This window comes from Geodermatophilus sp. URMC 63, assembly GCF_053502565.1.
Map to the genome: position 1 here is coordinate 3241477 of NZ_CP199956.1, position 25093 is coordinate 3266569.

The 25093-nt window shown below is 73.3% G+C and carries 28 protein-coding genes and 1 pseudogene; 14 read left to right on the plus strand and 15 right to left on the minus strand.

Annotation, left to right across the window (positions count from 1 at the left end; translation table 11 throughout):
* Positions 1-152 precede the first annotated feature (152 nt).
* Positions 153-932, minus strand: coding sequence for a DUF6308 family protein (locus ACWIZO_RS15895; protein WP_448638617.1), 780 nt, complete (start codon positions 930-932; stop codon positions 153-155).
* A gap of 65 nt (positions 933-997) precedes the next feature.
* Between ACWIZO_RS15895 and ACWIZO_RS15900 the strand changes: the two genes are divergently transcribed.
* Entirely contained in the window at positions 998-1570 is a 573-nt protein-coding gene (locus tag ACWIZO_RS15900; protein WP_448638618.1) for a TIGR03086 family metal-binding protein, read from the plus strand.
* 52 nt (positions 1571-1622) lie between these two features.
* On the opposite strand, the gene ACWIZO_RS15905 is transcribed toward ACWIZO_RS15900, so the two are convergent.
* The 4 genes from ACWIZO_RS15905 to ACWIZO_RS15920 form a co-directional block, all read right to left on the minus strand.
* Positions 1623-2006 carry a type II toxin-antitoxin system VapC family toxin gene (locus tag ACWIZO_RS15905; protein WP_448638619.1) on the minus strand — a complete coding sequence of 128 codons (384 nt, stop codon included), beginning with the start codon at positions 2004-2006 and terminating at the stop codon, positions 1623-1625.
* A complete protein-coding gene (locus tag ACWIZO_RS15910; protein WP_448638620.1) occupies positions 2003-2224 on the minus strand; it encodes a hypothetical protein in 222 nt (73 codons plus the stop codon). Before ACWIZO_RS15910 ends, ACWIZO_RS15905 begins: the two co-directional genes overlap by 4 nt.
* Before the next feature lie 185 nt (positions 2225-2409).
* Positions 2410-2541: a hypothetical protein gene (locus tag ACWIZO_RS15915; protein WP_448638621.1), complete on the minus strand. Its 132-nt coding sequence runs from the start codon at positions 2539-2541 to the stop codon at positions 2410-2412.
* A gap of 15 nt (positions 2542-2556) precedes the next feature.
* Complete coding sequence (locus ACWIZO_RS15920; protein WP_448638622.1) at positions 2557-3639, minus strand: hypothetical protein; 1083 nt, start codon at positions 3637-3639, stop codon at positions 2557-2559.
* A gap of 122 nt (positions 3640-3761) precedes the next feature.
* On the opposite strand from ACWIZO_RS15920, the gene ACWIZO_RS15925 reads away from it, so the two are divergent.
* Entirely contained in the window at positions 3762-4511 is a 750-nt protein-coding gene (locus ACWIZO_RS15925; protein ID WP_448638623.1) for an enoyl-CoA hydratase/isomerase family protein, read from the plus strand.
* A gap of 90 nt (positions 4512-4601) precedes the next feature.
* Here ACWIZO_RS15925 and ACWIZO_RS15930 read toward each other — a convergent pair whose 3' ends face one another.
* Positions 4602-4859 (minus strand): type II toxin-antitoxin system Phd/YefM family antitoxin, encoded by a 258-nt coding sequence (locus ACWIZO_RS15930; RefSeq protein ID WP_448638624.1) that lies wholly within the window; start codon positions 4857-4859, stop codon positions 4602-4604.
* Between the two features lie 69 nt (positions 4860-4928).
* Entirely contained in the window at positions 4929-5936 is a 1008-nt protein-coding gene (locus ACWIZO_RS15935; RefSeq protein WP_448638625.1) for a hypothetical protein, read from the minus strand.
* Between the two features lie 153 nt (positions 5937-6089).
* Here ACWIZO_RS15935 and ACWIZO_RS15940 point away from each other — a divergent pair, with 153 nt between their 5' ends.
* Positions 6090-6536 (plus strand): hypothetical protein, encoded by a 447-nt coding sequence (locus ACWIZO_RS15940; protein ID WP_448638626.1) that lies wholly within the window; start codon positions 6090-6092, stop codon positions 6534-6536.
* Between the two features lie 6 nt (positions 6537-6542).
* On the opposite strand, the gene ACWIZO_RS15945 is transcribed toward ACWIZO_RS15940, so the two are convergent.
* Positions 6543-6833: a hypothetical protein gene (locus tag ACWIZO_RS15945; protein ID WP_446759661.1), complete on the minus strand. Its 291-nt coding sequence runs from the start codon at positions 6831-6833 to the stop codon at positions 6543-6545.
* A gap of 14 nt (positions 6834-6847) precedes the next feature.
* Entirely contained in the window at positions 6848-7681 is an 834-nt protein-coding gene (locus ACWIZO_RS15950; RefSeq protein ID WP_448638627.1) for a hypothetical protein, read from the minus strand.
* 187 nt (positions 7682-7868) lie between these two features.
* On the opposite strand from ACWIZO_RS15950, the gene ACWIZO_RS15955 reads away from it, so the two are divergent.
* Positions 7869-8675, plus strand: coding sequence for an SAM-dependent methyltransferase (locus tag ACWIZO_RS15955; RefSeq protein ID WP_448638628.1), 807 nt, complete (start codon positions 7869-7871; stop codon positions 8673-8675).
* Entirely contained in the window at positions 8672-10819 is a 2148-nt protein-coding gene (locus tag ACWIZO_RS15960) for a putative bifunctional diguanylate cyclase/phosphodiesterase (RefSeq protein ID WP_448638629.1), read from the plus strand. Before ACWIZO_RS15955 ends, ACWIZO_RS15960 begins: the two co-directional genes overlap by 4 nt.
* 12 nt (positions 10820-10831) lie before the next feature.
* On the opposite strand, the gene ACWIZO_RS15965 is transcribed toward ACWIZO_RS15960, so the two are convergent.
* Entirely contained in the window at positions 10832-11272 is a 441-nt protein-coding gene (locus ACWIZO_RS15965; protein WP_448638630.1) for a VOC family protein, read from the minus strand.
* Between the two features lie 206 nt (positions 11273-11478).
* Between ACWIZO_RS15965 and ACWIZO_RS15970 the strand changes: the two genes are divergently transcribed.
* Entirely contained in the window at positions 11479-11757 is a 279-nt protein-coding gene (locus ACWIZO_RS15970; RefSeq protein ID WP_448638631.1) for an FmdB family zinc ribbon protein, read from the plus strand.
* A 25-nt stretch (positions 11758-11782) separates the two neighbouring features.
* A complete protein-coding gene (fmdA, locus tag ACWIZO_RS15975) occupies positions 11783-13036 on the plus strand; it encodes a formamidase (protein ID WP_448638632.1) in 1254 nt (417 codons plus the stop codon).
* A 9-nt stretch (positions 13037-13045) separates the two neighbouring features.
* On the opposite strand, the gene ACWIZO_RS15980 is transcribed toward fmdA, so the two are convergent.
* A complete protein-coding gene (locus ACWIZO_RS15980; protein ID WP_448638633.1) occupies positions 13046-14377 on the minus strand; it encodes an ABC1 kinase family protein in 1332 nt (443 codons plus the stop codon).
* A 340-nt stretch (positions 14378-14717) separates the two neighbouring features.
* On the opposite strand from ACWIZO_RS15980, the gene ACWIZO_RS15985 reads away from it, so the two are divergent.
* Both ACWIZO_RS15985 and ACWIZO_RS15990 read left to right on the plus strand, forming a co-directional pair.
* Positions 14718-15203, plus strand: a complete 486-nt coding sequence (locus ACWIZO_RS15985; RefSeq protein WP_448638634.1) for a hypothetical protein — start codon at positions 14718-14720, stop codon at positions 15201-15203.
* Positions 15204-15209: 6 nt separating this feature from the next.
* Complete coding sequence (locus tag ACWIZO_RS15990; protein WP_448638635.1) at positions 15210-17471, plus strand: M48 family metalloprotease; 2262 nt, start codon at positions 15210-15212, stop codon at positions 17469-17471.
* Between the two features lie 40 nt (positions 17472-17511).
* Here the strand turns inward: ACWIZO_RS15990 and ACWIZO_RS15995 are convergent, their stop codons facing one another.
* From ACWIZO_RS15995 to ACWIZO_RS16005, 3 genes and pseudogenes are all read right to left on the minus strand, one after another.
* Positions 17512-17961, minus strand: a complete 450-nt coding sequence (locus tag ACWIZO_RS15995) for an AMP-binding enzyme (RefSeq protein WP_448638636.1) — start codon at positions 17959-17961, stop codon at positions 17512-17514.
* A gap of 94 nt (positions 17962-18055) precedes the next feature.
* Positions 18056-19057: pseudogene (locus ACWIZO_RS16000) on the minus strand (AMP-binding protein); the annotation flags it as partial.
* Between the two features lie 287 nt (positions 19058-19344).
* Positions 19345-19968 (minus strand): hypothetical protein, encoded by a 624-nt coding sequence (locus ACWIZO_RS16005; RefSeq protein WP_448638637.1) that lies wholly within the window; start codon positions 19966-19968, stop codon positions 19345-19347.
* A 255-nt stretch (positions 19969-20223) separates the two neighbouring features.
* On the opposite strand from ACWIZO_RS16005, the gene ACWIZO_RS16010 reads away from it, so the two are divergent.
* Positions 20224-21114 (plus strand): class I SAM-dependent methyltransferase, encoded by an 891-nt coding sequence (locus ACWIZO_RS16010; protein WP_448638638.1) that lies wholly within the window; start codon positions 20224-20226, stop codon positions 21112-21114.
* A 4-nt stretch (positions 21115-21118) separates the two neighbouring features.
* Here ACWIZO_RS16010 and ACWIZO_RS16015 read toward each other — a convergent pair whose 3' ends face one another.
* On the minus strand, positions 21119-21580 hold the full coding sequence (locus ACWIZO_RS16015) for an ester cyclase (RefSeq protein ID WP_448638639.1): 462 nt from the start codon (positions 21578-21580) through the stop codon (positions 21119-21121).
* 178 nt (positions 21581-21758) lie between these two features.
* Here ACWIZO_RS16015 and ACWIZO_RS16020 point away from each other — a divergent pair, with 178 nt between their 5' ends.
* The 4 genes from ACWIZO_RS16020 to ACWIZO_RS16035 all read left to right on the plus strand — a co-directional run bounded on the left by ACWIZO_RS16020 (position 21759) and on the right by ACWIZO_RS16035 (position 25017).
* The gene (locus ACWIZO_RS16020) at positions 21759-22004 is read left to right on the plus strand and encodes a GAF domain-containing protein (RefSeq protein ID WP_448638640.1); all 246 of its coding nucleotides are present in this window, start codon (positions 21759-21761) and stop codon (positions 22002-22004) included.
* Positions 22005-22013: 9 nt separating this feature from the next.
* The gene (locus ACWIZO_RS16025) at positions 22014-22754 is read left to right on the plus strand and encodes a GGDEF domain-containing protein (RefSeq protein WP_448638641.1); all 741 of its coding nucleotides are present in this window, start codon (positions 22014-22016) and stop codon (positions 22752-22754) included.
* 484 nt (positions 22755-23238) lie between these two features.
* Entirely contained in the window at positions 23239-23697 is a 459-nt protein-coding gene (locus ACWIZO_RS16030; RefSeq protein ID WP_448638642.1) for a very short patch repair endonuclease, read from the plus strand.
* A gap of 42 nt (positions 23698-23739) precedes the next feature.
* Entirely contained in the window at positions 23740-25017 is a 1278-nt protein-coding gene (locus ACWIZO_RS16035; protein ID WP_448638643.1) for an ATP-binding protein, read from the plus strand.
* The last annotated feature ends 76 nt before the right edge of the window (positions 25018-25093 follow it).

Sequence of the window (25093 nt, forward strand, 5' to 3'; positions counted from 1 at the left end):
GGCCACCCTGGGGAAAGCCACCCGAACGACGCGAGTCCCGCCCGGACAGCGGGAGCCGTGCACCACGTCGAGGAGGCAGTCGCTGCCGCGTGGTCCGGCGTGTCCGCCCGTGCCGGCGGCGACGAGTGCGCTCTCGCGCCGCCGCCTGCGAGTCAGCCGCCGAAGACGACCTCCAGCCCCTCCTCGCTCTCCGCGGCCAGCGTGCGGCCGACGGCGACGGCGTGGGTCATCCGCAGGCTGCCGGCCAGCCACAGCAGGACGTCGTGCAGCCGCAGCCGGGTCAGCGGCCGGCCGAGCAGCGTCGCCGCCGCCGTCTCGAGGCGGCCGAACGCCACGGCGTTGGCGCGCAGCTCCCGGTGCACGACGGCCTCGGGCCCGCTGTCGCCCTCGACGACGTGCCCGTGGAGCTGGCGGCGGGTGACGCCGTCGAGCAGCGGCACGAGGGACGGCTCCCGGTGGTGCAGGGCGGCGACGACGTGGCGGGCGCCCGGACGGTCGGTGAGCCGGCGCAGCAGCGCGCCCACGGTGCCGGGCTCGGCGAGCACGGAGAACTCCTCGTCCGGGAGCTCCCACAACGCGCGCCCGGCCGCCCGGTCCACGAGCTCCCGGGCCAGGGGCCGGACGTCGTCCAGCGCGGTGCGGACCTCCCGCCAGCCCACCGGGTCGAGCCGGCCGTGCAGGCCCTCGGCGAGCAGGACGTCGCGGTCGGTGGGGGAGTCGGCGGTCTCGCGGCGCTGACCGTCGAAGCGGTCGAAGGCGTAGGCGAGCACCTGGAACCACCGGCCCTGCGGGGCGCTGGGGGAGCGGAAGAACAGCGGACGGCGTCCGCGCGCGTACCCGAGGACGGCGGCCAGGGCGGTGGGCAGCGGGATCGGGTCGGGTCCGGCGCTGGGGAGGACGAGGGCGGCGTCGTCCTGTCGTCCCCCTGTCACGGAGGGTATGTCTACCGCCTCCGGGGCGTCCGATGAATCCCGGCGCTCCCGGCGGTCCCCGCTCCATGACGACGATCGACCTGGGACCTGCCGCGGCCGCGGTGAGCGCGGTGGTGGCCGGGGTGCGCGACGACCAGCTCGGCGCCCCGACGCCGTGCCGGGACACCCCGGTGGCCGGCATCCTCGACCACCTCGCCGGGCTGACGCTGGCCTTCCGGCTCGCCGCGGAGAAGACGCCGCTGGACGGCGCGCCGCGGGCCTCGGCCGACTCCCTGCCCGCCGACTGGCGCACCCACATCCCCGCGCAGCTCGCCGCGCTGGCGGTCGCCTGGCGCGACCCGGCCGCCTACGAGGGCACGACGGCGGCCGGGGGAGTGGAGATGCCCGGCGAGGTCGCCGCGCTCGTGGCGCTCGACGAGGTGGTGGTGCACGGCTGGGACCTCGCCGTCGCCACCGGGCAGCCCTACGCCGTCGACGACGCGTCGGCCGAGGGCGCCATGCGGTTCGTGGCCTCGTTCGGCGACGACCGGCCGCCGGGCCTGTTCGGGCCGCCCGTGCCGGTCCCCGACGACGCACCGGCGCTCGACCGGCTCATCGGCGCCACCGGCCGCGACCCCGGGTGGACGCCGCCTGCGTAACCGACGGCGCTCAGCGACGTGACCGTCGTCCGGAACGGTGTCCGGGGCAGCCCTACCGCGGGACCACCGTCACGGGACACCGCAGACCGGGGGCCCGGGCCAGTCGTCCGTCTGCGGTGACCAGGGCGCATCCCAGGGCCTCGGCGAGCGCGACGTACGTCGCGTCGTACGCCGTCACGTTGCCGCGGAGCTGCCACACCCGGTCCAGCAGGCCGGTGGCGGGGTGGCGGGTGACCGCGAGCCGGCGCCAGGTGTCGAGGGCCGACCACCCGTCGGCTGCCGTGATCGTGCCGGCCGCGGCGGCGCGACGCAGGGCGCTGGTGACCTCGGTGTCGACCAGGTGCGGTACCTGTACCCGTTCCCGTGCCAACAGGGTCCGGGTGGGACCGGCGTTGAGCAGGCCGGAGACGACCGCCGAGGCATCGGCGACGATCACCGCCCGGCGCGCTCCGCGTCCAGCCCTGCGACGAACTCGTCCGCGGGGACGCCCAGGTCCGGCAGTGCTCCCAGGAGGGCCGGGTTGTCCGCCCGCCGCGAGGCCTCGGCCAGTTCGCGGACGGCGAGCGCGCTGACCGACGTCGCCTCCTGTGCGGCGAGGCGCTCCAGGCGCTCGACCACGTCGTCCGGGACGTTGCGCAGGTAGAGGGTCCTCATGTCGCACCATGCTAGCGCTGTGCAAGCAGGACGCTAGCAATCGGACTGCAGCCCGCGTCAGAGCCGCAGGCCTCCGCGAGGACCGGGCTCACGACCAGGCCTGCGAGCGGGGAGCGCGACAGGGGCTGCGGCGGCTGTCCGACGAGCTGGTGAGGTGACGGCGTACCGCCACCTCACCGCCGTCGTCAGCTCTGGCCGGACTTCTCCTCGTACCGCTCGGTCATCGTGGCCACGGCCTGCAGCTGCGCGGCGGCGTACTCCTTGGCGTTCAACGTCGCCTGCGCATGGGTGATCTCGCCGCCATGGAAGTGCGGCATCACGTGCGGCGAGGGTCAGCCGGCGACGAAGGCCAGCGACGACGGCGCCTCGGCGGTGGCGCACGAGCCGACGACGGTGAGCGTCGCGCCGTCGGCGGCCAGTGCCACCCGGCCGAAGGCGCCCTGGCCGGGGCACAGCTTCGCGGCGGCGAGCTGCTCGCCGTCGGACAGGGCGAGGGTGATGACGCCGGACTCGACCTCGAAGCCGACCACGGGCAGATAGGCGACCCGGCCGTCGGGGGAGACGGCGAAGTCGGCGGGGGTGCGGTCGGTGCCGGGGACGACGTGGGACGCGGTGACCTCGCCGTCGTCCACCGTGACCACGCGGAACGGGTCGTCGCCCGAGCCTGCGGTGAGGGTGGCGACGGCGGTGCCGTCGTCGGTGACCTGCAGGGCCGACGGGATGCTGGCCGGCTCGTCGGGCGCGAGCTCCACCGGGCCGTCGACCGGGTCGAGCTGCTCGTCCCACGTGGCCAGCGCGGCGACGTCGGCCAGGTCGGGGGCGCGGGCGTCGCTGAGCAGCGCCGTCGGCCCGCCGTCGGGGCGGACGGCGAGCGCCTGCACGGTGAGCCCCTCGGCGAGGTCGGTGGTGGCCTCCACCCGGCCGGTGCCGGCGTCGACGGCGGCGAGCCGGCCGTCGTCCGTGGCCAGGTAGAGGCGGCGACCGTCGGGGGAGAGGGCGGCAGGATCCCCGGCGACGTCGACCGCGGTGACCGTGGGCGCCGCCCCGCCGGGCGGGACCCGGGTGATCCGGCCCGGGCCGGTGACCAGCACCGTCCCGTCGGCGGTGACGAACAGCTGCGTGCCGACGTCGTCGACCCGGCGGACGTCGCCGAGCCCCTCCTGGCTGATCGGCACCAGGTAGCCGGTGCGCGCGTCGGCGGTGTCGGCGAGCAGGGCGAGCGTGCCGCCGTCGGGGACGGCCGCGAGGTCGAGGACGTCGACGCCGGCGGGCGCGACGCCGTCGAGGTCGGCGCTGCCGAAGTTCTCGGTGAACGTCCGCGGCGGTGGGGTGGGCGTGCCCTCGTCGCCGGTGCAGCCGGTGAGCGCCAGCGCGACGGCGGCGAGGGTGGCCGCGGCACGGCGGGCGGGGGGCATGCGGGCTCCGGGAGTCGGTGCCCGAGTGTGGGGTGGACCTGGACAGGGCGGCAACCGGGCGGCGTGGTCTCATGCCCGGACGGACCGGCGCCGGGGCCGGCCGCTGATCCGGAGGTGCGCTCGTGGCTGACGCCGAGGTCCTGCTCGAGGTCGACGGTGGCGTGGCGGTGGTGACGCTCAACGCGCCCGACCGTCGCAACGCCCTGACGCCCGCCATGGCGAACGAGCTGATCGGCGTCTTCGACGAGGTGGACGCCCAGCCGGAGGTCGGCGCGCTCGTCGTCCGGGCGGTGGGGAAGTCGTTCTGCGCCGGCGGGGACATCGCGACGCTGACCAGCGCCGGCAAGGACCCCGCAGCGCCCGACGCCTACGAGGGCATGAGCCGCATCTACGACTCCTTCTACCGGCTGGGCCAGGTGAAGGTGCCCACCATCGCCGCCGTCCGCGGGTCCGCCGTGGGCGCCGGGATGAACATGCTGCTGGCCGCCGACCTGCGGATCGTCGCGACCGACGCCCGGCTGATCGCCGGCTTCCTCAAGCGCGGCATGCACCCCGGCGGCGGGCACTTCGTCATCCTGTCGCGGCTGATCGGCCGCGAGGCCGCCGCGGCGATGGCGCTGTTCGGCGAGGAGGTCAGCGGCGCCCGCGCGGTGGAGCTCGGCCTGGCGTGGGAGTCCGTCGACGACGCCGCCGTCGAGGACCGCGCGCTGGAGCTGGCCCGCCGCGTGGCCGCCGACCCAGAGCTGGCCCGGGTGGCGGTCGGCAACTTCCGCCGGGAGGTCGTCAACGGCGCGGTGAGCTGGGAGGTCGCCACCCAGTTCGAGCGCCCGGCGCAGATGTGGTCCATGCGCCGCTCGGCGCAGCAGGGCTGAGCGATCCGGCCTCGGCCTCGTGCGAGTCCGGGGCGCCGGGCTCGTCCCTGGCGAGCAGCGGCACCACGGCGGACGTGTCGAAGCAGGCGATCACCTGCGCTGTTCGGTGACCAGGTCGCTGACCGTCCCGGAGGTCTCGACCGGCTGAGGTGCCACCCGCTCGCGTCGGCGAGCTGGCTGGACGAGGCCCTCAGCGACCAGCCGCTCCAGTGGGCCGGGCTGGTCGACGGGCACGATCCGCGCGACCGCGCGGCCGTGGTCGGTGACGGTCACGGTGTGCCCGGCACGCACCTCGGCCAGGTACCGGCTCAGCCCATCGCGCAGCTCGCGGACGCCGACCGACCTCACGAGGACCTCTCGGTGCTGCCGCAGTGCATCGGTCGACCGTAGCCACGAACGGGCGGACGCCTCATCGGGTCAGCTAACGACGAACGCGGTGGTCTGCGGGCCGTCGGCGTCGATGCACGAACCGATGACCGTGAGCGTCTCGCCGCCGGCGTCGGGTGCGAGCGCGCCGAAGGCCCCGGCGCCGCCGCACAGCCCCACGGTGGCGGTGCGCCTTCCCGTGACCAGGTCGACCGCCGTCAGCTCGGCCGGGTGGTATGAGGCGGACAGCACCAGGTACGCGACCCGGCCGGCCGGGTCGACGGCGAGGTCGAGGGCGGTGTCGTCGGTGCCCTCCAGGTCGGCCACGGTCCGCGCCTCCCCGCCGACGACGCGCACCACGCGCCCGGCGTCCTGCGCCTCGTTGACGTAGGCGGCGGCGACGACGGTGCCGTCGGCGGTCACCTGCAGGGCGGTCGGCGTGCCCTCGGGCTCGGCGACGACCTCGACCGGGTCGCCGTCCGGGCGCAGGTCGGCGGTGAGGCGGAGGAGGACGACGCCGTCCCGGTCCGCCAGCGCGACCAGGCCGCCGTCCGGCGTCCTCGCCAGGTGGGTGACCGGAGCCGGCGCGGTGGCGGTGGTGCGGACGGCGCCGGTGCCGGCGTCCACCGCGGCCAGGTGCGTGTCGCGGGCGAGATGGAGGGTGTCGCCGTCGAGGAGGACGGCGTCCGGCGGTCCGCCGAGGGGGAGAGGGAGGACGGCGCCGCCGACCCGCGTCAGCGCGGTGCCGACGACGAGCGGTGTGCCGTCGTCGGCGATCACCAGCTCGCTGCCCGGGTCGAGGCCGGGGACGGCGGTCGGGTCGCCGCTCCCCAGGTCGACCAGCCAGCCCTGTCCGGCGCGGGGTGCGCCGACCAGCGCCACGGGTAGGCCATCGGGGCGCGGCGCGAGGTCGTGGACGACGACGTCCGTGCCGACGGCGGCGTCGACGTCCAGGGTCCTCACCACGGCCCGGAGCGGGGGAGGGGCGTCGACGTCCCCGCCGGTGCAGGCGGCCGCGAGCAGGACGGCCACTGCTGCTGCCGCGGCGGTGCGGGACACGTCGCCTCCCGGGGTCGGGTCGAGGGTCCCGCGGGAACGGCTCCCCGGACGACGGCGGGGTCGCGGACGGTCGCCCCCGGTCGGCGCGTGCACCGCCCCGATCCGTCGTACTCCCGTCCTAGCCTTCACCGTGGGTGAGCGAGAGGGAGCGCAGTGAGCACCGCGGTCTGGGCCTTCATCGGCGTGGTGGCCGGCGGGCTGCTCACCGTCGCCGCGCAGGCCACCGCCGAGTCGCTCAAGGCCCGCGCCGCGGCCCGGGCGCGGGCCGACCAGCGGGAGCGGGCGACGCGCGAGTTCCAGCGCGACACCCTGATCGAGCTGCAGACCGCGATGGCCGACTACCGGTCGGCGCTGTGCCGCGACAGGAGCCAGATACTGCCCTCGCGGAACACGGACGCCCAGCTCTCGGCGGCCCGGACGAAGTACCAGATGCTCGTGCACCGCGTGTCGTCGTCCGCCGCGCGGGAGGCGGCGCTGGCGTGGGAGGCGGCCGCGCTGCCCTGGTTCCAGGGCGACGACTCCGGCACCGCCGCGGCGGAGGCCGACGCGTGGGAGGCGGCCATGCAGGTCACCGGTGAGGCCGTCCGCGCTCCGGACTGAGAGCGGTCAGACGACCTGCAGCCGCTCCGCGACGCCGTGGTCCCGGGCCGCCTCGAGCAGCCACGCGCCGAACTCGCGGCTGACGTGCTCCGCGCGGAGCGCCGCCGCGCCGCCGTCGACCAGCACGCGGGTGACGAGCTCGTCGGCGAAGGACGGCGTGCCGGCGACCATGCGGCGGAAGTCGGCCACGATGGTGGCGCCGCTCATGCGGTCGGCGAGGCCGTCGACGAGGGCACGGGCGCGCTCGCGGCCGCCGCTCAGCTGGGGGACCTCGATCGGTGGGAGGACTGCAGGCACGGTCGTCGACCTCCTCACAGGCTCAGGCGCACGTGCGCGAGCGTACCGGGGTAGGACGCGGGCAGATCCGACAGTTCGGGTTCCGGAGAACCCCGCCGGAAGGTCCCGCTGGCCGCTCCGCTGACGAGCGTCACGCTGCCGCGGTGCTCGCCGGTGATGCCGATGACCCGGCTGATGCCGCGCCCGCGCCCCGGGCGGCCGATGGAGGTCACGTGCACCTGCGCGGCACGGACGATCGCCGTCCGGTCGTCGGGCACGGGTACCGCCCGGACGAGCCGCTCCCGCAGGCCGATGCCGCTGTCACCGACGGCGAAGGAGATGTCCCCCCGGGCGTCGTACCGCTGCAGCGCCACGTACCCGTGCGACCGGGTGCTGTGCTCCAGGACGTTGCGGGCCATCTCGTCGAGCGCCGCGTACAGCGGCTGGACGAGCTCGGGGTGGTCGTCGACGTAGGTCTGCACCAGGGCGGCGGCGACGGTGTCCAGCCCGGCCTCCCCGTCGAACCGGCGCAGCTCGACCAGGCGGTGGCCGAGCCGGCGCTCCTGCACCCGTGGCAGGTCGTGCCCGACGTCGAGGGCGGCGAGCTGCTCACCGAGCCGCATCCGGGTGAGGTAGTTGGCGACGTCGCCCCCCTCGGGCCGGCGGAAGCGGACGGGACGGCGCAGGAGCGTCGCCCGCTCGGCGACGACTGCGAGGCTCACCAGGCCGGCCGGGTCGATGAACCTGAGCCCGGTCAGGTCGATCTCGACCGGTCCGGTGCCCGCAGGGCGCAGGTGTCCGCCGATGTCGTCGTACGTCAACTCGCCGTTCGTGGTGACCGCGATGTCGACGCAACCGGCCCTGGTCATCTCCGGTACATCATCGGCGAGCCGGTGGCGGTCGGCGCAGTGACGACCCGGTGCTCGTGCGTGACCGGGCACGGCACGAGCGGGTACCCACAGGGCGGGATCTCCGGTACAGATGCGGGTGGAACGAGACCGCCGTCCGCCGGGCAGCTGCGGGCGAGCAGAGCACTGGTTGAGGAGTACGCAGAGCATGCACCGTCCGAGCTGGGTCCCGGCCGAGGTCGACCTGAGTCGTCCGAGCGCGGCCCGGGTGTACGACTACTACCTCGGGGGATCGCACAACCTCGAGGTCGACCGGCGCATGGCGCGGGAGGCCATCGGCCTGTGGCCGGACCTACCGGTGATCATGCAGGCCAACCGCGCGTTCCTGCGCCGGGCGGTCCGCTTCCTGGCCGAGCGCGGCACCACCCAGTTCCTCGACATCGGCTCCGGCATCCCCACCGTGGGCAACGTGCACGAGGCCGCCCAGCAGGTGCACCCGGGAGCCCGCGTCGTGTACGTCGACAGCGACCCGGTGGCGGTGGCCCACAGCCGCGCGATCCTCGCCGGCGACGAGCAGACCGCGGTCGTCCACGGCGACCTGCGCGCGCCGGAGACCATCCTGGAGGACCCGGCGGTCCGGGCCACGCTCGACCTGGACCGGCCGCTCGCGGTGCTCGTGGTGGCCGTCCTGCACTTCGTGGGCGACGAGGACGACCCCTTCGGGGCGGTGGCCCGGATCCGCGACCAGCTGCCCCCCGGCAGCCACCTCGTCCTGTCCCATGCCAGCGCCGACGGGCGTCCCGACGCGGCCGCCTCGCACCGCGAGCTCTACAGCCGCACCCCGACGCCGATGACCATGCGCAGCCGCGGGGAGATCACGCGGTTCTTCGACGGCTTCGACCTCCTCGACCCCGGCCTGGTGTGGCTGCCGCTCTGGCGGCCGGACGACCCCGACGCGGCGGCCCGCCGGCCCGAGCGGACCACCGGCTTCGCCGGGGTCGGCCGCCGCACGTGAGCGCGGCGGTGGCGGGCTCCCGGGACGACGGGCAGGCGGCGGGCGCCCCCGGATCCCCGGACCCCGTCGACGTCCTCGCCGCGCGGTGGGCCGACGCCGTCGCCGGGAGCAGCTACGTGCCCCTGCAGCCGGACGAGCTGCGGGAGTTCCTGCGGGGCCTGCTGCGCCGGCTGGTCTCCGCGCTCGACGAGCCGGCCGACCCGGGGTCCGTCGGCAGGGACGTGGGAGCCGCCTTGGTCGACGCCCACTTCACCAACCCGGCGTCCCTCGCGCAGACGCTGTGCGTGCTCCTCGAGGGCCGGCCCGCGACCGGTGCCGCACCGCGCGCCCGCCGGTGGGACGCGCTGGTGGCGGCGGTCGCCGAGGGGTTCAGCGCGGCGCTGCAGGAACGGGCGCTGTGCGAGCAGGAGGGGATCCTGGCCGCCGCCGCGGCGGCCCGGGAGCAGGCCCGGGAGGCCCTGCACGTCAGCCAGGAGCGCTTCCGCGCGGTCTTCGAGGGCGCCACGATCGGGATCGGGATCGGTGACCTGGAGGGCCGCATCCTCGACGTCAACCCGGCCCTGGTGCGGCTCCTGGGGTATCCGGTCGAGGAGTTCCGCCGCCGGTCGGTGCACGAGTTCATGCACCCCGCCGACGTCGAGCACGTGTGGCGGCTCTACGGGGAGCTGATCCGCGGGGAGCGGGACCACTTCCGGCTGGAGAAGCAGTTCCTCAAGTCCGACGGCGAGTCGGTGTGGACCGACCTCACCGTGTCGCTGCTCCGCGACGGGGACGGCCGGCCCCGCTACCAGCTGGCGCTCATCCACGACGTCACGGCGCTGCGCCACCTGCGGCGCCAGCTCGAGTTCGAGGCCCAGCACGACGCGCTGACCGGGCTGCCCAACCGCAGGACGTTCCTCGCCCACCTCGACGCCGTCTTCGCCGGGGCGTCGCCGGGCGCGCGGGCGGGGCTGTGCTACCTCGACCTCGACGGCTTCAAGGGGGTCAACGACACGCTGGGCCACGAGGTCGGCGACCAGCTGCTCGTGGCCGTCGCCCAGCGCCTGGTGTCCGTGGTGCGCGACCGCGGGCTGTCGGTCGCCCGGCTCGGCGGGGACGAGTTCGTCGTCCTGGTCCCTCGGACGTCGGACAGCGCGCAGCTGGTCGCCCTCGCCGAGGAGCTCCTCGCCGCGGTGGCGCAGCCGGTGCAGCTGGGCGGCCGCCGGGTGGAGATCACCGCCAGCGTCGGGGTGGTGGAGCGGTCGATCGCCGACGTCGACCCGGCGGAGCTGCTGCGTGCCGCCGACATGACGCTGTACTGGGCCAAGGCCGACGGCCGCAGCCAGTGGGCGCTGTTCGAGCCGGAGCGCAACGCCCGGGAGATCACCCGCTACCGGCTCTCCTCCGCGCTGCCCGCGGCGCTGGCGGGGGAGGACCTGCTGGTCCACTACCAGCCCCTGCGGCGGCTGAGCGACGGCCGGCTGCACGGCGTGGAGGCGCTGGTCCGGTGGGAGCACCCGCGCATGGGTCTGCTCGGCCCGGAGAGCTTCGTCGGGCTGGCGGAGGAGTCGGGGATGATCGTCCCCCTCGGCCGGCACGTGCTGCGGGCGGCCTGCCGGCAGGCGTACGCCTGGTTCGGGGCCGGCCGCAGCGGCCCGTTCGTCAGCGTCAACCTCGCCAGCCGGCAGCTGCGCGACGAGCACCTGGTCGACGACGTCCGGGCCGCGCTCGCCGACAGCGGGCTGCACCCCCAGCAGCTCCAGCTCGAGATCACCGAGAGCACGGTCATCGGCACCGACCCGCTCACCGGCCACACCCTCGACGCGCTCGCGGGGATGGGCGTGCGCCTGGCCATCGACGACTTCGGCACCGGGTACTCCAACCTCGCCTACCTGCGGCGGCTGCCGCTCGACGAGCTCAAGCTCGACGGCTCCTTCCTCCGCGGGCTGCGCTCCGCGGACGCCGTCGACCCCGTCGACGTGCAGCTCGTCGGGTCGATCGTCTCGCTGGCCCACCTGCTCGGGCTCACGGTGACCGCCGAGGGGGTGGAGACGCCGGCGCAGGTCGCCGTCCTGCGGGAGCTGGGCTGCGACGCCGGGCAGGGCACCCACCTCGGCCGCCCCGCCGGCCCGGCCGACCTCGGCCGGCTGCTCGACCCGAGGTGAGCGTCCTGCGGGTCAGCCCGGCAGGTGCACCAGCTCCAGCTGGATGTTGTCCGGGTCGCGGAACACGAGCACCGAGTACGGCATGGGGTCGGTCGTGTCGGTGACGCCGGCGTGCTGCACGCCCTGCTGGTCGAGCCAGGAGGCCCAGGCGTCGAAGTCCGCCCGGGAGGACACCGCCAGCGCGAAGTGGTCCAGGCCGGTCGCCGTCTCGCTGGCCGGCGTGCCCGGGTTGGACACGTGGCGGTGGATCCCGATCGCCCACCCCTGGGCCGGCTCGAGGAGCACGATCGCGTGCCCGGTCTCCTCCGCGCCGTAGTGCGGGAACGTCATCGGCAGCGGCTCGAGCCCGAGCACGCGCTGGTACCAGGCGACGCTCGCGTCGAGGTCCGTGGCGGTGATGGAGAAGTGGTGGAAGCCCGCGATGGCCGATCGGCCTCCCGCTGTAGCGGTCACGTCGCCCTCCTGAGAGCCGGTGGGCTCGGAGCGTGTGCCGGCGCCGTCCGCGGCGACCGAGGCGGACGGCCCTGACGCCGTGGGGTGAGCTCCTCGTGCCGCCGGGTGAGCACGCGCAGGTCGGGGACGGGTCGCGGCCCGCCGGGGTTGGCCTGCCGTCCCGCGACCCCCGAGGCTCCGGGTAGCTCGGAGCGGAAGGGGACCGCGTGGCCGTCTACCAGTACCGGTGCGCCGAGCACGGCCTGCTGGAGGTCGCCCGGCCGATCGGCACCGCGGCCGACCGCGAGCCCTGTCCAGACTGCGCGGCCCCCGCGCCCCGGGTCTTCACCGCTCCGCGCCTGTCGCTCGGGTCGGCTCGCAACCGGGCGCTGCTCGACCGCACCGCGCGGACCGCCGACGAGCCCGCAGTGGTCTCCGCGCCGCCGTCCCGGCGGTCCGCACCACAGCCGCACAACCCGGCGCTGGCCCGCCTGCCCCGTCCCTGACCCGTCTCCGTCCGGAGGTCCGCCCGTGCCCGAGGTCGTCTTCCCCCTCGACTCCAGCAGGTCCTTCACCGACCAGGAGCTCGTCGGCCACAACCGCTGGCACCCCGACATCCCGCCGGCGGTGACCGTGCGGCCGGGCGACGTCTTCCGGGTGCACTGCCGCGAGTGGTTCGACGGGGCCATCAACAACGACGACTCGGCCGACGACGTCCGGGACGCGCCGCTGTCGCGGGTGCACGCGCTGTCCGGGCCGATCGCGGTGGAGGGGGCCGAGCCCGGCGACCTGCTGCTGGTCGACATCCTCGACCTGGGTCCGATCCCGCAGGAGGACTCCGGCCCGCTGGCCGGCCAGGGCTGGGGCTACACCGGCATCTTCTCCCGGACCAACGGCGGCGGGTTCCTCACCGACCAGTTCCCCGACGCGTACAAGGCGATCTGGGACTTCCGCGGGCAGACGGCGACGTCACGGCACGTGCCCGGGGTGTCCTACACCGGGATCACCCACCCCGGGCTGATGGGCACCGCGCCGTCGGCGGACCTGCTGGCGCGCTGGAACCGGCGGGAGGGTGCGCTGATCGCCACCGACCCCGACCGCAACCCGCCGCTGGCGCTGCCGCCGCTGCCGGACGACGCGATCCTCGGGTCGCTGTCCGGCGCGGACTTCGACCGGGTAGCGGCGGAGGCCGCCCGGACCGCGCCGCCGCGGGAGAACGGCGGCAACCAGGACATCAAGAACTTCACCCGCGGCAGCCGGGTGTTCTACCCCGTGTTCGTGCCGGGGGCGAACCTGTCGGTGGGCGACCTGCACTTCTCCCAGGGCGACGGCGAGATCACCTTCTGCGGCGCCATCGAGATGGGCGGCTTCATCGACCTGCACGTCGACCTGCTCAAGGGCGGCATGCAGACCTACGGGGTGGCGGAGAACGCGATCTTCCTGCCCGGCAACGTCGAGCCGCGTTACGACCGGTGGTTGGCCTTCTCGGGCACCTCGGTGACCCTGGACGACGAGCAGCACTACCTGGACTCTGATCTCTCCTACCAGCGGGCCTGCCTGCACGCGATCGACTACCTGACCAAGTTCGGCTACAGCCCCGAGCAGGCCTACCTGCTGCTGGGCTCAGCGCCGATCGAGGGCCGGCTGTCGGGCGTCGTCGACATCCCCAACTCGTGCGCGACCGTCTACATCCCGACCGGGATCTTCGACTTCGATGTCGAGCCGTCGGCGTCGGGGCCGGTGCGCATCGATCCCGGGATGGGCGCGCCGCACTCCAGCTTCTGAGCGGTCGGATCAGGACCGGGTGCCGTCGTAGCCGGGCAGCCATCGGCGGACCTCGCCGTCCACGGGCACGCTGGCGCCCAGGGAGCAGAGGACGCCGGCCAGCCCCGCGGCGACGCGTTGCAGCAGCAGGTGGCGCGGGGGGATGGTCAGCCGGCGCTGCGTCCGCGCCGCGGCGCTGAACGGGTCGGAGGCGAGCCGCGTCTGCTCCTGCACCCAGGCCCGGGTGAACGCGAAGGCGGGGCTGCGCAGCGGCCGCAGGTAGGGGTCGAGCAGCGCCAGCAGCGCTTCCTCGGTGACCTGGTCCGGTTTCAGCAGGCCCGCGGAGGCGGCGATGCGGTGCAGCGCGGCGGCGTCGCCGTCCCGGCCGGCGGCGAGCAGCGGGCCGAGCCGGGTCGGCCAGCCGGACGGCAGCGCCTCGGTGGCCCCGAAGTCGAGGACGGCGAGCCGCCCGTCGGGCAGCAGCCGGAAGTTGCCGGGGTGGGGATCGCCGTGCAGCCGGCGGGCGCGCTCGGGGGAGGAGGCGAGCAGGCGGACCAGCAGCAGGCCGGCGCGGTCGCGGTCGTCCTGGGTGCCCTTGGCGATGACCCGGGACAGCGGGGTGCCGTCGACCCAGCGGGTCACCAGCACGCGGTCCTCGGCGGCGAGCACGTCGGGGACGGCGATGTCCGGGTCGTCGCGGTAGGCGTCGACGAACGCCGTCTGCGCGTCCGCCTCCTGGGCGTAGTCGACCTCCTCGACCAGCCGGTCACGCAGCTCGGCGATCAGCTGGCGGGCGTCGAGACCCGGCATGGCCGCCTGCATGAGCGGCGCCGCCCGCTGCAACACGCTGAGGTCGGCGACGAGCGCGTCACCGGCACCGAGGTACTGGATCTTGACCGCCACCGGGCTGCCGTCGGACCAGGTGGCGCGGTGCACCTGCCCGATGCTGGCCGCCGCGACCGGCCGGTCGTCGAAGTCGCGGAACCACTCCCGCCAGCTCTCGCCGAGGGACCGGGTGAGCTGGTCGTGCACCATCGGCGCCGGCATCGCGGGTGCGGCGTCCTGCAGCCGGACGAGCGCCTCGCGGTAGGGGCCGACCAGCTGCTCGGGCAGCGCGGCCTCCATCGCCGACATCGCCTGGCCGACCTTCATCGCGCCGCCCTTGAGCTGGCCGAGGGTGGCGAACAGCTGCTCGGCGGTGCGCTGCTGCACCTGCGCGGCGACCACCTCGGCGGGTCGGCCGCCGATCCGCCTGCCGAGGCCGAGCGCGGTGCGCCCGGCGTACGCCGCGGGCAGCGCGGCGAGCCGGGCGGTGCGGGCGAGCCGGCTGCTGGTCGGCCGGCCGGTGTCGGGCTGGTCCACCGCCGGACGGTAGCGCCCCGCCTGAGGTCCTCGGTGTCACGCGGGGCGCCCCCTCCTCACGGGCTGTCCGGACAGCGCACCGCCTGAATCGATCGGCGGCGCGACGTGCCGTCTCTGGGGAGGAGCTCTGGTCACGCGCGCGACGACCCGGCCACAGGGTGCAGTGATGCGACGGTGACGCTGCGGTGACAGCGGCCGTGTTGCCTCCAGGTCCTCAGCGTCCGTTCAGGGAGGCGAGGGCCTCCGTGTCCTCCTCCGGAGGCGGGGTGACTGGGACAGCGTCAACCCGAGCTCTGACGACCAGGAGGACAACGACATGAGGAGCGTCGACCAGTCGAGGGTGGAGGCCCTGGCGCACGTGGTCGTCCAGGAGACCGCACCGGACGAGTTGGCGCTCTTCGGCGTTGCGGCCACCGCGTACTTCGACGATCCGCAGCGGGCGGTGAAGGCGGCCAAGGCCAACGCCGGGGACGACGTGCTGGGTATCGGTGTCGAGTTGGCGGATGCGGTCCCCATGATCTCCACCGCGGCGCTGTGGGTCGCCCACCAGGTTGTGACCTGGCTCGCCTCGGAGGTCCAGGCGTCACTCGAGGAGACGTCCGGAGGCGTCATCCGGTCGTGGGTGCGCCGTGTGCTCCGACGTCTCGGCATGGGGACGGACGACGAGGAGAGCCCGGACGGCACAGAGCCCCTGACGCCGGATCAGCTCGCGCGCGTCCGGCAGGTCGCCCTCCGGAGTGCGCAGGAGGTCCTGCCCGAGAAGGAAGCGCGAGCGGTGGCCGACGCCGTCGTCGTGGGCCTCGCCCTGCCCGCTACCGACGGCTGATCCAGGGTGGTCGAGTCGGTGGGAACGGGACCCCGGCCGAATCCCTTCGCCTTTCCGCCGGACACCACGTTCCGGTTCGCCCTCCTGATCGCAGGGGTCGTCGGAGGGATCCCCGCCATCTGGCAGCAGATCTGGCTGGATCTCGACGAGGAGCGGGCGGAGGCGGTCATCGCCTCCTGCCAGCGACTGCACCCGGCCACCGGCTTGTCCGTCGATCACGCGCGCGCTGCCGCGGACTACCGGTACTGGTGGGAGGCGTACGGCGAGTTCCTGGACGATCAGCGGCGCGCGTTCGAGTGCCTGTCCCCTGTTTTCGGCATCCCCATGGGGGTGGCGGCCCTCGCCGGCCTGGTCGCTGTGGCCGGCCTCGCTCTGGTGCTCTACCGGCTGTCGCCGTGGTGGGTCGTCCGGCAGCACCGGGCACGCCCCCTACCCCTGGAGGCCCTGCCCTCCCTCAAGGACGAGATCGCCCGGCAACAGGCGCATGCCGGAGTGGAAGGGGTGTCGTGGTTCATCGACGCGCACAGTCCTCGCGTCAGCGGACTGGCCTTCGGCCGTCGGGGACGGGAGTGCATCATGGTGACCGGCGGCCTGGTCTCGTGCGCGAAGACCGATGTGTCCGCCTTCCGGGCGGTGGTCCGACACGAACTCGCCCATGTCGCCAACAAGGACATCGGCAAGACGTACGCCACCCTCGCCACCTGGTACGCGTTCGTCCTCGTCGGGATTGTGCCGTGGCTGGTCCTGCAGGTCTTGTACCTCATCCGTGGTGAGGCGTGGGCCTACTGGGGACAGGCGTGGCGCGTCGCGGCCCTGACCGTGTTCGTGGTCCTCGTCCGGAACGCGATCCTCCGGTCCCGGGAGTCGGAGGCCGACATCCGGGCCGCGTGGTGGGAGGGGGACGACGGCGAATTCGAGCGTGGCCTGGCGGCGGCGACGGGCGGGACGCGACGCACCTGGTCGTGGCTCTCGCCGCTGTGGCGGCACCCGTCGCTGGAGTTCCGTCGGAGGGCGTTGGCCGATCCCCGGACGGTCCTCCGTACGGGGTTCTGGAACGCGCTGGCCGTCGGCCTGGTCGCGAGCATCGGTTACGACGCACTGCGCGACCTGGCCAGCCGGTTCCAGGTGGGCCCCACGGGAACGACGGCCGGCGTCGTCTACGGGCCGTTGGTGGCGGGCTTCATCGGTCTGGCGGTGTGGCGGGCCGCGTATGCCGATCACATCACCCCCGGCGTGCGCACGCTGCGTCCGGGGCGCATCGGGGTGGGTCTGGGTGTGAGCCTGGCGATCGGACCCTTCTTCTACATACAGAACGCGAACGGGGCGGAGTACCAGACCATCCTCGGTGAACCAGCCTCCGTCCTCACGATCCTCAGCGCGGATGCCCTCGTGGTGTTCGGGATCTGGGCGCTCGTGCGCTGGTTGACCGTCTCGTCCCGTGCGTGGATGCCCTCGGTCATCCGTGGGGAGTCGCCCCGGGCCGGGATGCTCCGGGCGTTCGCGGCGTTCGCCGTGGTCTCCGGCGCGGTCGTCTCGATCGTCCTCTTCCTCTGGGAGGAGACGATCCTGCACAGCGGACCCGGTGTTCCGTACACCGCCTTCAACGCCGCGCTGCGCACGCTCTCCCCCATGGAGGGTGAGAGTCTGTGGGTCACCGTGATGGCCCTAGTCCTCACCGTCGTCCTGTGGCTGCACCCGTTGGGTGGTGCTCGACGGGCGGCAGACGGGCCCATCGCCTCCTGGGCCACGGTCTCCCGTCCAGCGGTGGTCGATCCGGGTGTGCCGAGGGAGTCCGCGTGCCTCGGCACCGCCTTCCGCACCGGGCTCGTCGTGGCGGCGGTTCCCTTCCTCCTCGCGTTCGCCTACCGGGCACATGCACTGTCGGGAGACGCCGACGCTGCACTGCCGACAGCCGGCTGGCTGAGCAACCTGGTGATCCTGGCGTGGGTCGTGCAGATCCTGGCCGGGGTCACGGCCGCCGTCCGGATCCGGTCGCACCCGGTCCTGCACGCACTGGGCGCGGCCAGCGTCGCCGGAGTCGTCGCGACGGCCCTCTTCGTCGCCAACGCAGTGGTCGAGACGCCGGACATCGGCGACGCCTGGCGGTGGCAGGACCTCCTCGGCCTGGCCGGGATCCTGATGCGCCCAGGGGCCCTCGCGACGTTGGCGGTCGCGGGACTCGTGGTTCTGCTGCTGCGGGCGATCCGGGGGAGCCGACCACCGTCCGTGTCCCGAGCACCGAGCGGCGACAGACAGTTGGCCGGCTGACGTCGTCCCGCGACCCGGAGGTCGGTGCCGCGTCCGGCGGTCAGTGCACGCCGCGCTCCTGCCCGGTCCAGTAGGGCTCGCGCAGCGTCCGCTTGAGCACCTTGCCCACGGGGGAGAGCGGCAGCGCGTCGACGACGTCCATCGACCGCGGGATCTTGTAGCCCGCGAGCCGGTCGGCGCAGAAGTCGTGCAGCTCCTCGAGGGTGACGGTGGCGCCGGCCGCCGGGACGACGACGGCGTGCACGCGCTCGCCCCAGGTGTCGTCGGGGACGCCGATGACCGCGCACGTGGCCACCGCTGGGTGCTGGGCGAGGACGTTCTCCACCTCGACCGAGTACACGTTCTCCCCGCCGGAGATGATCATGTCCTTGATGCGGTCGGTGAGGTACACGAAACCCTCGTCGTCCATCCAGCCGGCGTCGCCGGTGTGCATCCAGCCGCCGCGCAGCGCCTCGGCGGTCTCCTCCGGGCGGTCCCAGTAGCCGAGCATCACGTTGCCGCCGCGGACGACGATCTCGCCGATCTCGCGGCGGGAGAAGCTCGGCGTCGTCCGGGCCGACGACGCGCACCTCCGTGTGGGGGAGGGCGCGGCCGATGGAGCGCCGGTGTGACGGGTCCTCGTGTTCCTCGGGCAGCAGCACGGTCGCCCCGGGGCTCAGTTCGGTCATGCCGTATCCCTGCGCGAACCGGGCGTTGGGCAGCGCCTTGACCGCGCGGTCGAGCAACGCGCCCGACATCGGTGAGGCGCCGTAGAGGACGCGCTGGAGGCTGGACAGGTCGAACTCGTCGACCCGGGGATGGTCGACGACGAGCTGGATCATGGTGGGCACCAGGAGGGTGTCGGTCACCCGATGTTCCTGGACGGCGGTCATGGCGGCCACGGGGTCGAACACCGGGATCATGACCCGCGTGACACCGAGGACGCCGCCGGCCACCCACGTGCCGAAGGCCGCGAGGTGGAACATCGGGGCGGCCTGCAGGCCGATGGCGTGGCGAGGAGCGGGGTTCGCGATCAACCCTCCCATGGCCGAGGTCAGCAGGTTGTCGTGGCTGAGCATGACGCCCTTGGACCGGCCGGTGGTGCCGCCGGTGTAGAAGACGCCGGCCAGGTCGGCGCCGCCGCGGCGGGCGTCCTCGACCGGCTCGTGCGCCTCGATCAACTCCTCGAAGGCCAGCATGCCGTCGGGGGTGGGGCCGTCGCCGGCGTGGACGACGTGCTGCAGGCGCGGGTGCGCCGCGCGGATGCCGTCGGCGCAGCCCGCGAAGGCGTCGTCGACGATGAGAACGCGGGCGTCGACCTCGGCGAGGGAGTCGGCGATCTCCGGGACGCTCCAGCGGATGTTGACCGGGACGACGACGCCGCCGGCCCACAGCGTCGCGGCGAGGAACTCGGAGTAGCGGTCGGAGTTGAGCGACAGGATGGCCGCGCGCTCGCCGTCGGTGACGCCGAGCTGCTGGAGCGCGGCCGCGAGCCGGGAGGTGCGGTCGACCGCCTCGGCGTGGGTGCGGGTGCGGCCGGCGCAGACGGTGGCGATGTCGTGCGGGCGCTGCTGGACGTGGCGGTGCAGGCCCTGGGTGACGTACACGGGTGCCTCCTCGTTCGGAAGAGGCTCCGCATGGTGGCGCCGGCGGGGGCGGCGGTGCCAGAGGCGGACGGCCCTGCGGGTGGGGCCCTCCGGCGGGTGCGGTCAGGTGGTGGCGCGCCCCTCCGGAATCCCGGCGCACAGCCGGTGGGCCGCCTCGGTCCGGCCGGGGGAGCAGATGTCGTCGGTTGCGCCCCTCCACGGTGAGCAGCGCGGCATACCGGATGGCGCCAGGACTCGAGGCGTTGTCCGCACCAGGTGAAGCGCCCGAGGGGAGGTCGTGCTGCTGTTCAGACGGCCTCGGGGACGTGCAGGTGGGCGAGGACGAGGTCCATCTCGGCAACGTCCACGATCTTGGCGCCCATGGCCTGGGCGAACTGCTCGCGCAGGACCCGGGCGTGCTTGCGCACCAGCCCGGCGGCGTCGCGGTTCTCGAAGCTGGTGACGCTGACCGTCCGGCCGAGGCGCCGGTCGACCAGCATGCTGATGCTGCAGAAGCCGGGCAGCTCCTGGAGCTTGGGCAGCAGGTTGTGCCGGTAGGCGTCGAGCAGGTCGTCGAGGTGGTTGGGTGCGATGCGGGCCCAGGTGACCTGTGCGCCGGCGCCGTCCCCGGCGGGACGCTCGCGGTGGAGGACGGCGATTTCCCACTCCTGCACGTCGGCGTGCTCGCCACCGAGGGTGTGCATGAGGCGGTGCTGGACGGTGCGGTCCTCGTGGGCAGTGGCGCGCATGGCCTGCTCGTCGACCCAGGAGGTCGCGACGATGCAGCGGCCGCTCCCGCGGTCGGCGAGCAGCGACAGGCCGACGCAGCCTTCGGTCTTCGGAACCGTCGGCATCACCTCGTCGCGCACATAGGCGATGCCGGCGTCGAGGTTGCTGAGGTTGCCGCGGATGCTGGTGGATCGGGCGTACATGCCGCCTCCGTTCGGGCGGCGCCCCGGCGGCATCGCCTCGCGGGCTCACTGATATCGCCCACCGGCCTGCCGGGCAACCGTGGCGACTGTCGTGGCAGTCAGTGCACCAGCCGCTCGAGAACAGCCCTAACGCTGTCGACGTCGTCGTCGCCGGGCAGCCACCCCCGTCGGCCATCGCGCGTCGGCCAGCCGCTGTCCTCCGAGGTCACCAGCGGACCCGAGCACCGCCGGCGTCCGCGATGCGGGAGCCCCCGCGTGGTCGTGGTCCTCGTGCTCGTCCTGGGGCGGTGGGATGCTGGCCGCCGGCTGGCGGAGGTGGACATGGACCAGCGGGCGCTCGTGGCGGGTGTGTTCGACCGGGCGGCGGAGACCTACGATCGGGTCGGGGTCGAGATGTTCGGCCCTATCGCGGAGCGGCTCGTCGACGAGCTGCAGCTACGGCCGGGGGAGCGGGTACTCGACATCGGGTGCGGCCGGGGCGCGGTCCTCTTCCGGGCCGCAGAGCGGGTGGGCCCCACCGGCAGCGTGGACGGGGTGGACCTCGCCCCGCGGATGGTCGAGGCCGTCCGGGAGGAGGCGCGGGCTGCCGGGCTCGAGGTCGGGGTGTGGGTCGGCGACGCGCAGGACCCGGCGCCGGGGTCGGGCCCGTACGACGTCGTCGCGTCGTCCCTGGTGCTGTTCTTCCTGCCCGACCCGGCGGCCGCGCTGCGGTCGTGGCGCGGGCTCCTGGTGGACGGCGGCCGGCTGGGCGTGACGACCTTCGGCGGCTACAGCGAGTCCTGGCGGGATGTCGACGGTCTGCTGGCGTCGTACCTGCCGCCGGGCGTGCGCGATCCCCGCACCACCGGCAGGGCCGGCCCGTTCGGCTCCGACGAGGGCGTCGAGGAGCTGGTGCGCGGCGCGGGGTTCACCGACGTCCGGACGGCGCACCTGACCGTGCCGGTGCGCTTCGCCGACGAGGACCACTGGCACACCTGGTCCTGGTCGGTCGGCCAGCGGGCGATGTGGGAGGCGGTGCCCGAGGCCGAGCGGGAGGGCGTGCGGGCCGAGATCTACCGCCGGCTGCAGCGGTGCCGCGACGCCGAGGGCCGGATCGGGTTCGACCAGGACGTCCGGGTCACCCTGGCCCGGCGCGGGGAGCGGTAGTCCCTCAGCCGCCCATCCCCGGCGGGGGCGGCAGCACGCCGGTCTGGACCAGCCAGCCCAGCCAGTCGCCGAGGTGCCAGGCCTCGGACACCCTGTCCCCGGACCAGTGCAGGACGTAGGCACCGTCGGAGGACGCGTGCCTGCCGGTGGGTTCCACTCCGGGGAGGAGCGGCGTCGTCCCGGTGAAGGTCCCCTCGGCCGTCCAGCGGTGCACCGACGTGGTCCCGTCGACGACGTCCCCGTGCACCTGGACGTGCGCGTCGGGGAAGGCGGCCCGGAAGGCGGTGATGAAGTCGCCCAGCTCGGCCCGGCCCATGTCGGCGAAGGGCGGCGCGTGGTAGACGAGGTCCTCGGTGAAGACCTCGTCCACGGCCGCCAGGTCGCCCTGCTCCCAGGCGGCGGCGATGCGGGTCATCACCTCGTGCGCCCGCTCCCTGGTGCCCGGCGCGTGGGTGATCTGGGTCATGGCACGACTCCTCCCTCGGGCGTCCGCGACGGTCCCGATGCTCCTCGGACCGCGGCGGGGGACCAGGGTCGTCCGGCCCCTCGGGGGAGTGCTCGCCACCGGGGCTGGCATCGTCGACGTCGCCGAGACGGACGTCCCAAAGCGCGTGACACCGCGGATGAGGGGGAAGCGAGAGTGCATGACGCAATCCGGTGTCAACAAGCGCCGGATGGAGGCGGCCGCGTGGTGGGCGCCGCGGGAGGTGGCCGCCGCGCTCGAGCACACGGTTTTCCGCGACGACCCGGCCGTGGTGGCCGGGGCGATGCGCTCCTACCTCGGGGTGCCGCTGATCGACGAGGACGGCTTCGTGCTCGGCTCGCTCGGCGTGTTCGACAACGAACCGTGGGCCTTCTCGCAGGCGGAGGAGGCGCTGCTCGAGCACTAGGTCCGGCTGGTGCGTAGCGTGCTGTCGCTGCGCCGGCAGGTGGCCGCGCACCGGTGGGACGCCGGGCTGCTGGCCGCGCAGGGGCAGGCGCTGGAGGCGGTGGCGGCGGGGCGGCCGCTGGAATCCGTGCTCGATGAGCTGGCCTCTTCCACGGCCGGTCTGGCCGACGAGGCGGACGCCGACCAGGCGCGGCGGCTGCGGGAGGCGGTGGACCGGCTGACCGCGGTGGCCACCAAGGCCGACGGCTGGCGGCAGGCGCTGCTGCGGTCGGCGCGGCAGGACCCGCTGACCGGGCTGGCCAACCGCAGCCACCTGCTCGACACCGGGCGGGCGGCGCTGGCCGTCGGGGGAGCGGTGCTGTTCGTGGACGTCGACCGGTTCAAGGAGGTCAACGACCGCGGCGGGCACGCGGTGGGGGACCAGCTGCTCGTGCGGCTCACCGAGCGGATGCGCCGGTATGTGGAGAAGGAGCTGCCCGGGGCGGTGGTCGGCCGGCTGGGTGGCGACGAGTTCGTGGCGGTGCTTCCTGGGGTGGACGCCGCCGCGGCGGAGGCGATCGGGCATGGGCTGGCCGCGGTGCTGGTGGACGAGGTCGAGGTGGGACGGCGGACCGTGCGGGTGTCGGCGTCCATCGGGCTGGCGATGGCGACGGCGGGGTCAACGCTGGACGAGGTCCTCTCGCTGGCGGACCGGGCGATGTACGGCGCTAAGGACCGCGGCCGCGGTGCCCTACACATGGTGGACGCCTAGGACCTGTTGGCGCAGGTGACCTCATCGGCTGCTGGATGCGGCCTAGCCCGTGATACGTCTTTGACTAGTTTCCATTGATGGCGAGCGCCTTGACCGCGCATACACCCCGAACGGCCGCCCTGCCGACAGCCCTCGGCCGAGGGGTGCGGGCGCTGGAGTCCTGCGTTGATCGCTTCACATGACCACCGCTCAGCAATGAGAGCTTCATGAGGGGCATGGCTGCCGGCGCCAACGAGTTCTAGGCGCGAGAAGCATCCAAGACGCCACCATGCCGTAGCCCTGAGTCGCCATGCACTGCGTCAAGGTCATCCATGATGAGGCGTCGGGCTGTAATGCCCCAAGCTACTTCAAGCCGGAATCAGTGTCGTCAGAAGGAATCTCGGCCGCGATGCCTGACATACCCGGAGCTCCACGTGGAACTGCGGACATGGCGTCGCCTCCAGGCAGCTCCGTCCCGCGCCTTTGTCGCCACTAGGCTTCCTGCATGGCGCTCGACGAGAGTGGGCGGAAGCATCCTCGTCCTCGAGACGCGCAGGTTGCTCGTCAGATGCAGCGGATGCCGCGAAGAGACACGCGGCCGGAGGTGGCCCTTCGCAGGGAGTTGCACGCCCGAGGTCTGCGATTTCGTAAGGAGTACCGAGCGCTTCCTGGGAAACCGGATCTAGCCTTCACTCGCGCTCGACTGGTCGTCTTCGTGGACGGTTGCTTCTGGCACCGCTGTCCCCTTCATGCAACCCAGCCTAAGAACAACGCAGAGTGGTGGTCCGCCAAGCTGGCAGCGAACGTCGCCCGTGACCGGCGCCAAGAGGTGGAGCTGCAGCAGGCCGGATGGACTGTCTTACGGGTCTGGGAGCATGAACCTACGCTGGCCGCAGCGGACCGCGTCGAGGCCGTGTGGCGGACCTTGCTGGCGAGCCACCACGGTAGCGGCGACGACGTGTGAGAGCCTGGACATGTGCCACGCGACAGGGAGGCCTTGGGGGCAGTGAGCCGACACAGATCCGTAGCGCCATCCGCGGCTCGCCTGACGGAGTCGCTCCGAGACATCGGCTATGACTTCCCATCGGCCATCGCCGACCTCGTCGACAACAGCGTCACGGCCGGTGCCGAACGTGTCGAGATCTTGATTCGCTTCAATGGAACGGACTCGACAGTCACAATTCTTGATGACGGCGAGGGGATGAACGCCAACGGATTGATCGAGGCTTTACGCTTCGGCAGCCGGCGGACGTACGGGAAGGGCGATCTCGGCCGATATGGGTTGGGGCTGAAGACAGCTTCGCTGTCGCAGTGCCGAAGTCTGATGGTGGTCAGTCGCCGCACCGACGAGGGTCCAGTATCGGCGCGGGAACTTGACCTCGACACGATCATCGAATTTGATGACTGGCTCATCACATCGCCACCCAAGGCCCGCGTGCAGCCGGCCCTTGACGTCCTCGGTCATCACCGCGGCACCGTCGTTGTATGGCGCAACTTGGATCGGGTCCTGCCTGAGCGCCGACCTGAAGGCGGTTGGGCGAAAAGGCGCTTGGAAAACCTGTCGCGCAAGACTGCGGAACATTTGGCGATGGTCTTCCATCGCTTTTTGGAAGGCTCGGCTGGCCACCGTCTCGCCATCAGCGTGAATGGCGAGAAGCTCAAGGCGTGGGATCCCTATGCCGTTGACGAGGAGGCGACGCGTCGCGCGGGGAGGCAGACATTCGAGGTGTCTGTCGGTGACGCGGTGGGGGCGGTGCGACTCGAGTCTTATATTCTCCCTGCGAGACAAGACTTCAGTTCGCCGACCCGATTTGAAGAGTTGTCCGGACCGCTCAACTGGAACAGACAGCAGGGTCTCTACATCTATCGCGCCGACAGGCTGGTTCAGTGGGGAGGCTGGGCCGGCATCCGAGGTATCGACGAGCACCTGAAGTTGGCCCGTGCCTCTCTCGATTTCGACACTGAGCTGGATAGCCTTTTCCAGATTAACGTCGCCAAGATGCGAGTCAGCATTCCGAGTCAATTGAGGCAGCTGCTCGAGCGGCCGCTCAACGACTTGTGCATCCAGGCGAATCAAGTCTACCGCGATAGGACGACGAGGATATTGCGTGCTGAGCGGGGAGGAGTGGACTCAGACAGGCCTACTGTGACCCCGATGGCCGGATTGGCGTTGAAGTCGGCGGCCATTCAGGCCGGCGAGTATCCTGCGTTTAGGAAAGTGATTGATCATCTGTCGGTATTGGATCAAGATGTCTGGCGTGCCCTGGGGTTCTCCGACTCTTAGACGTGACAGCTGCGTTGTGATTGGACCACGGCGTATAGCTGCGTACCGACTAATTCGTAAGGACTGCCTTGACCGA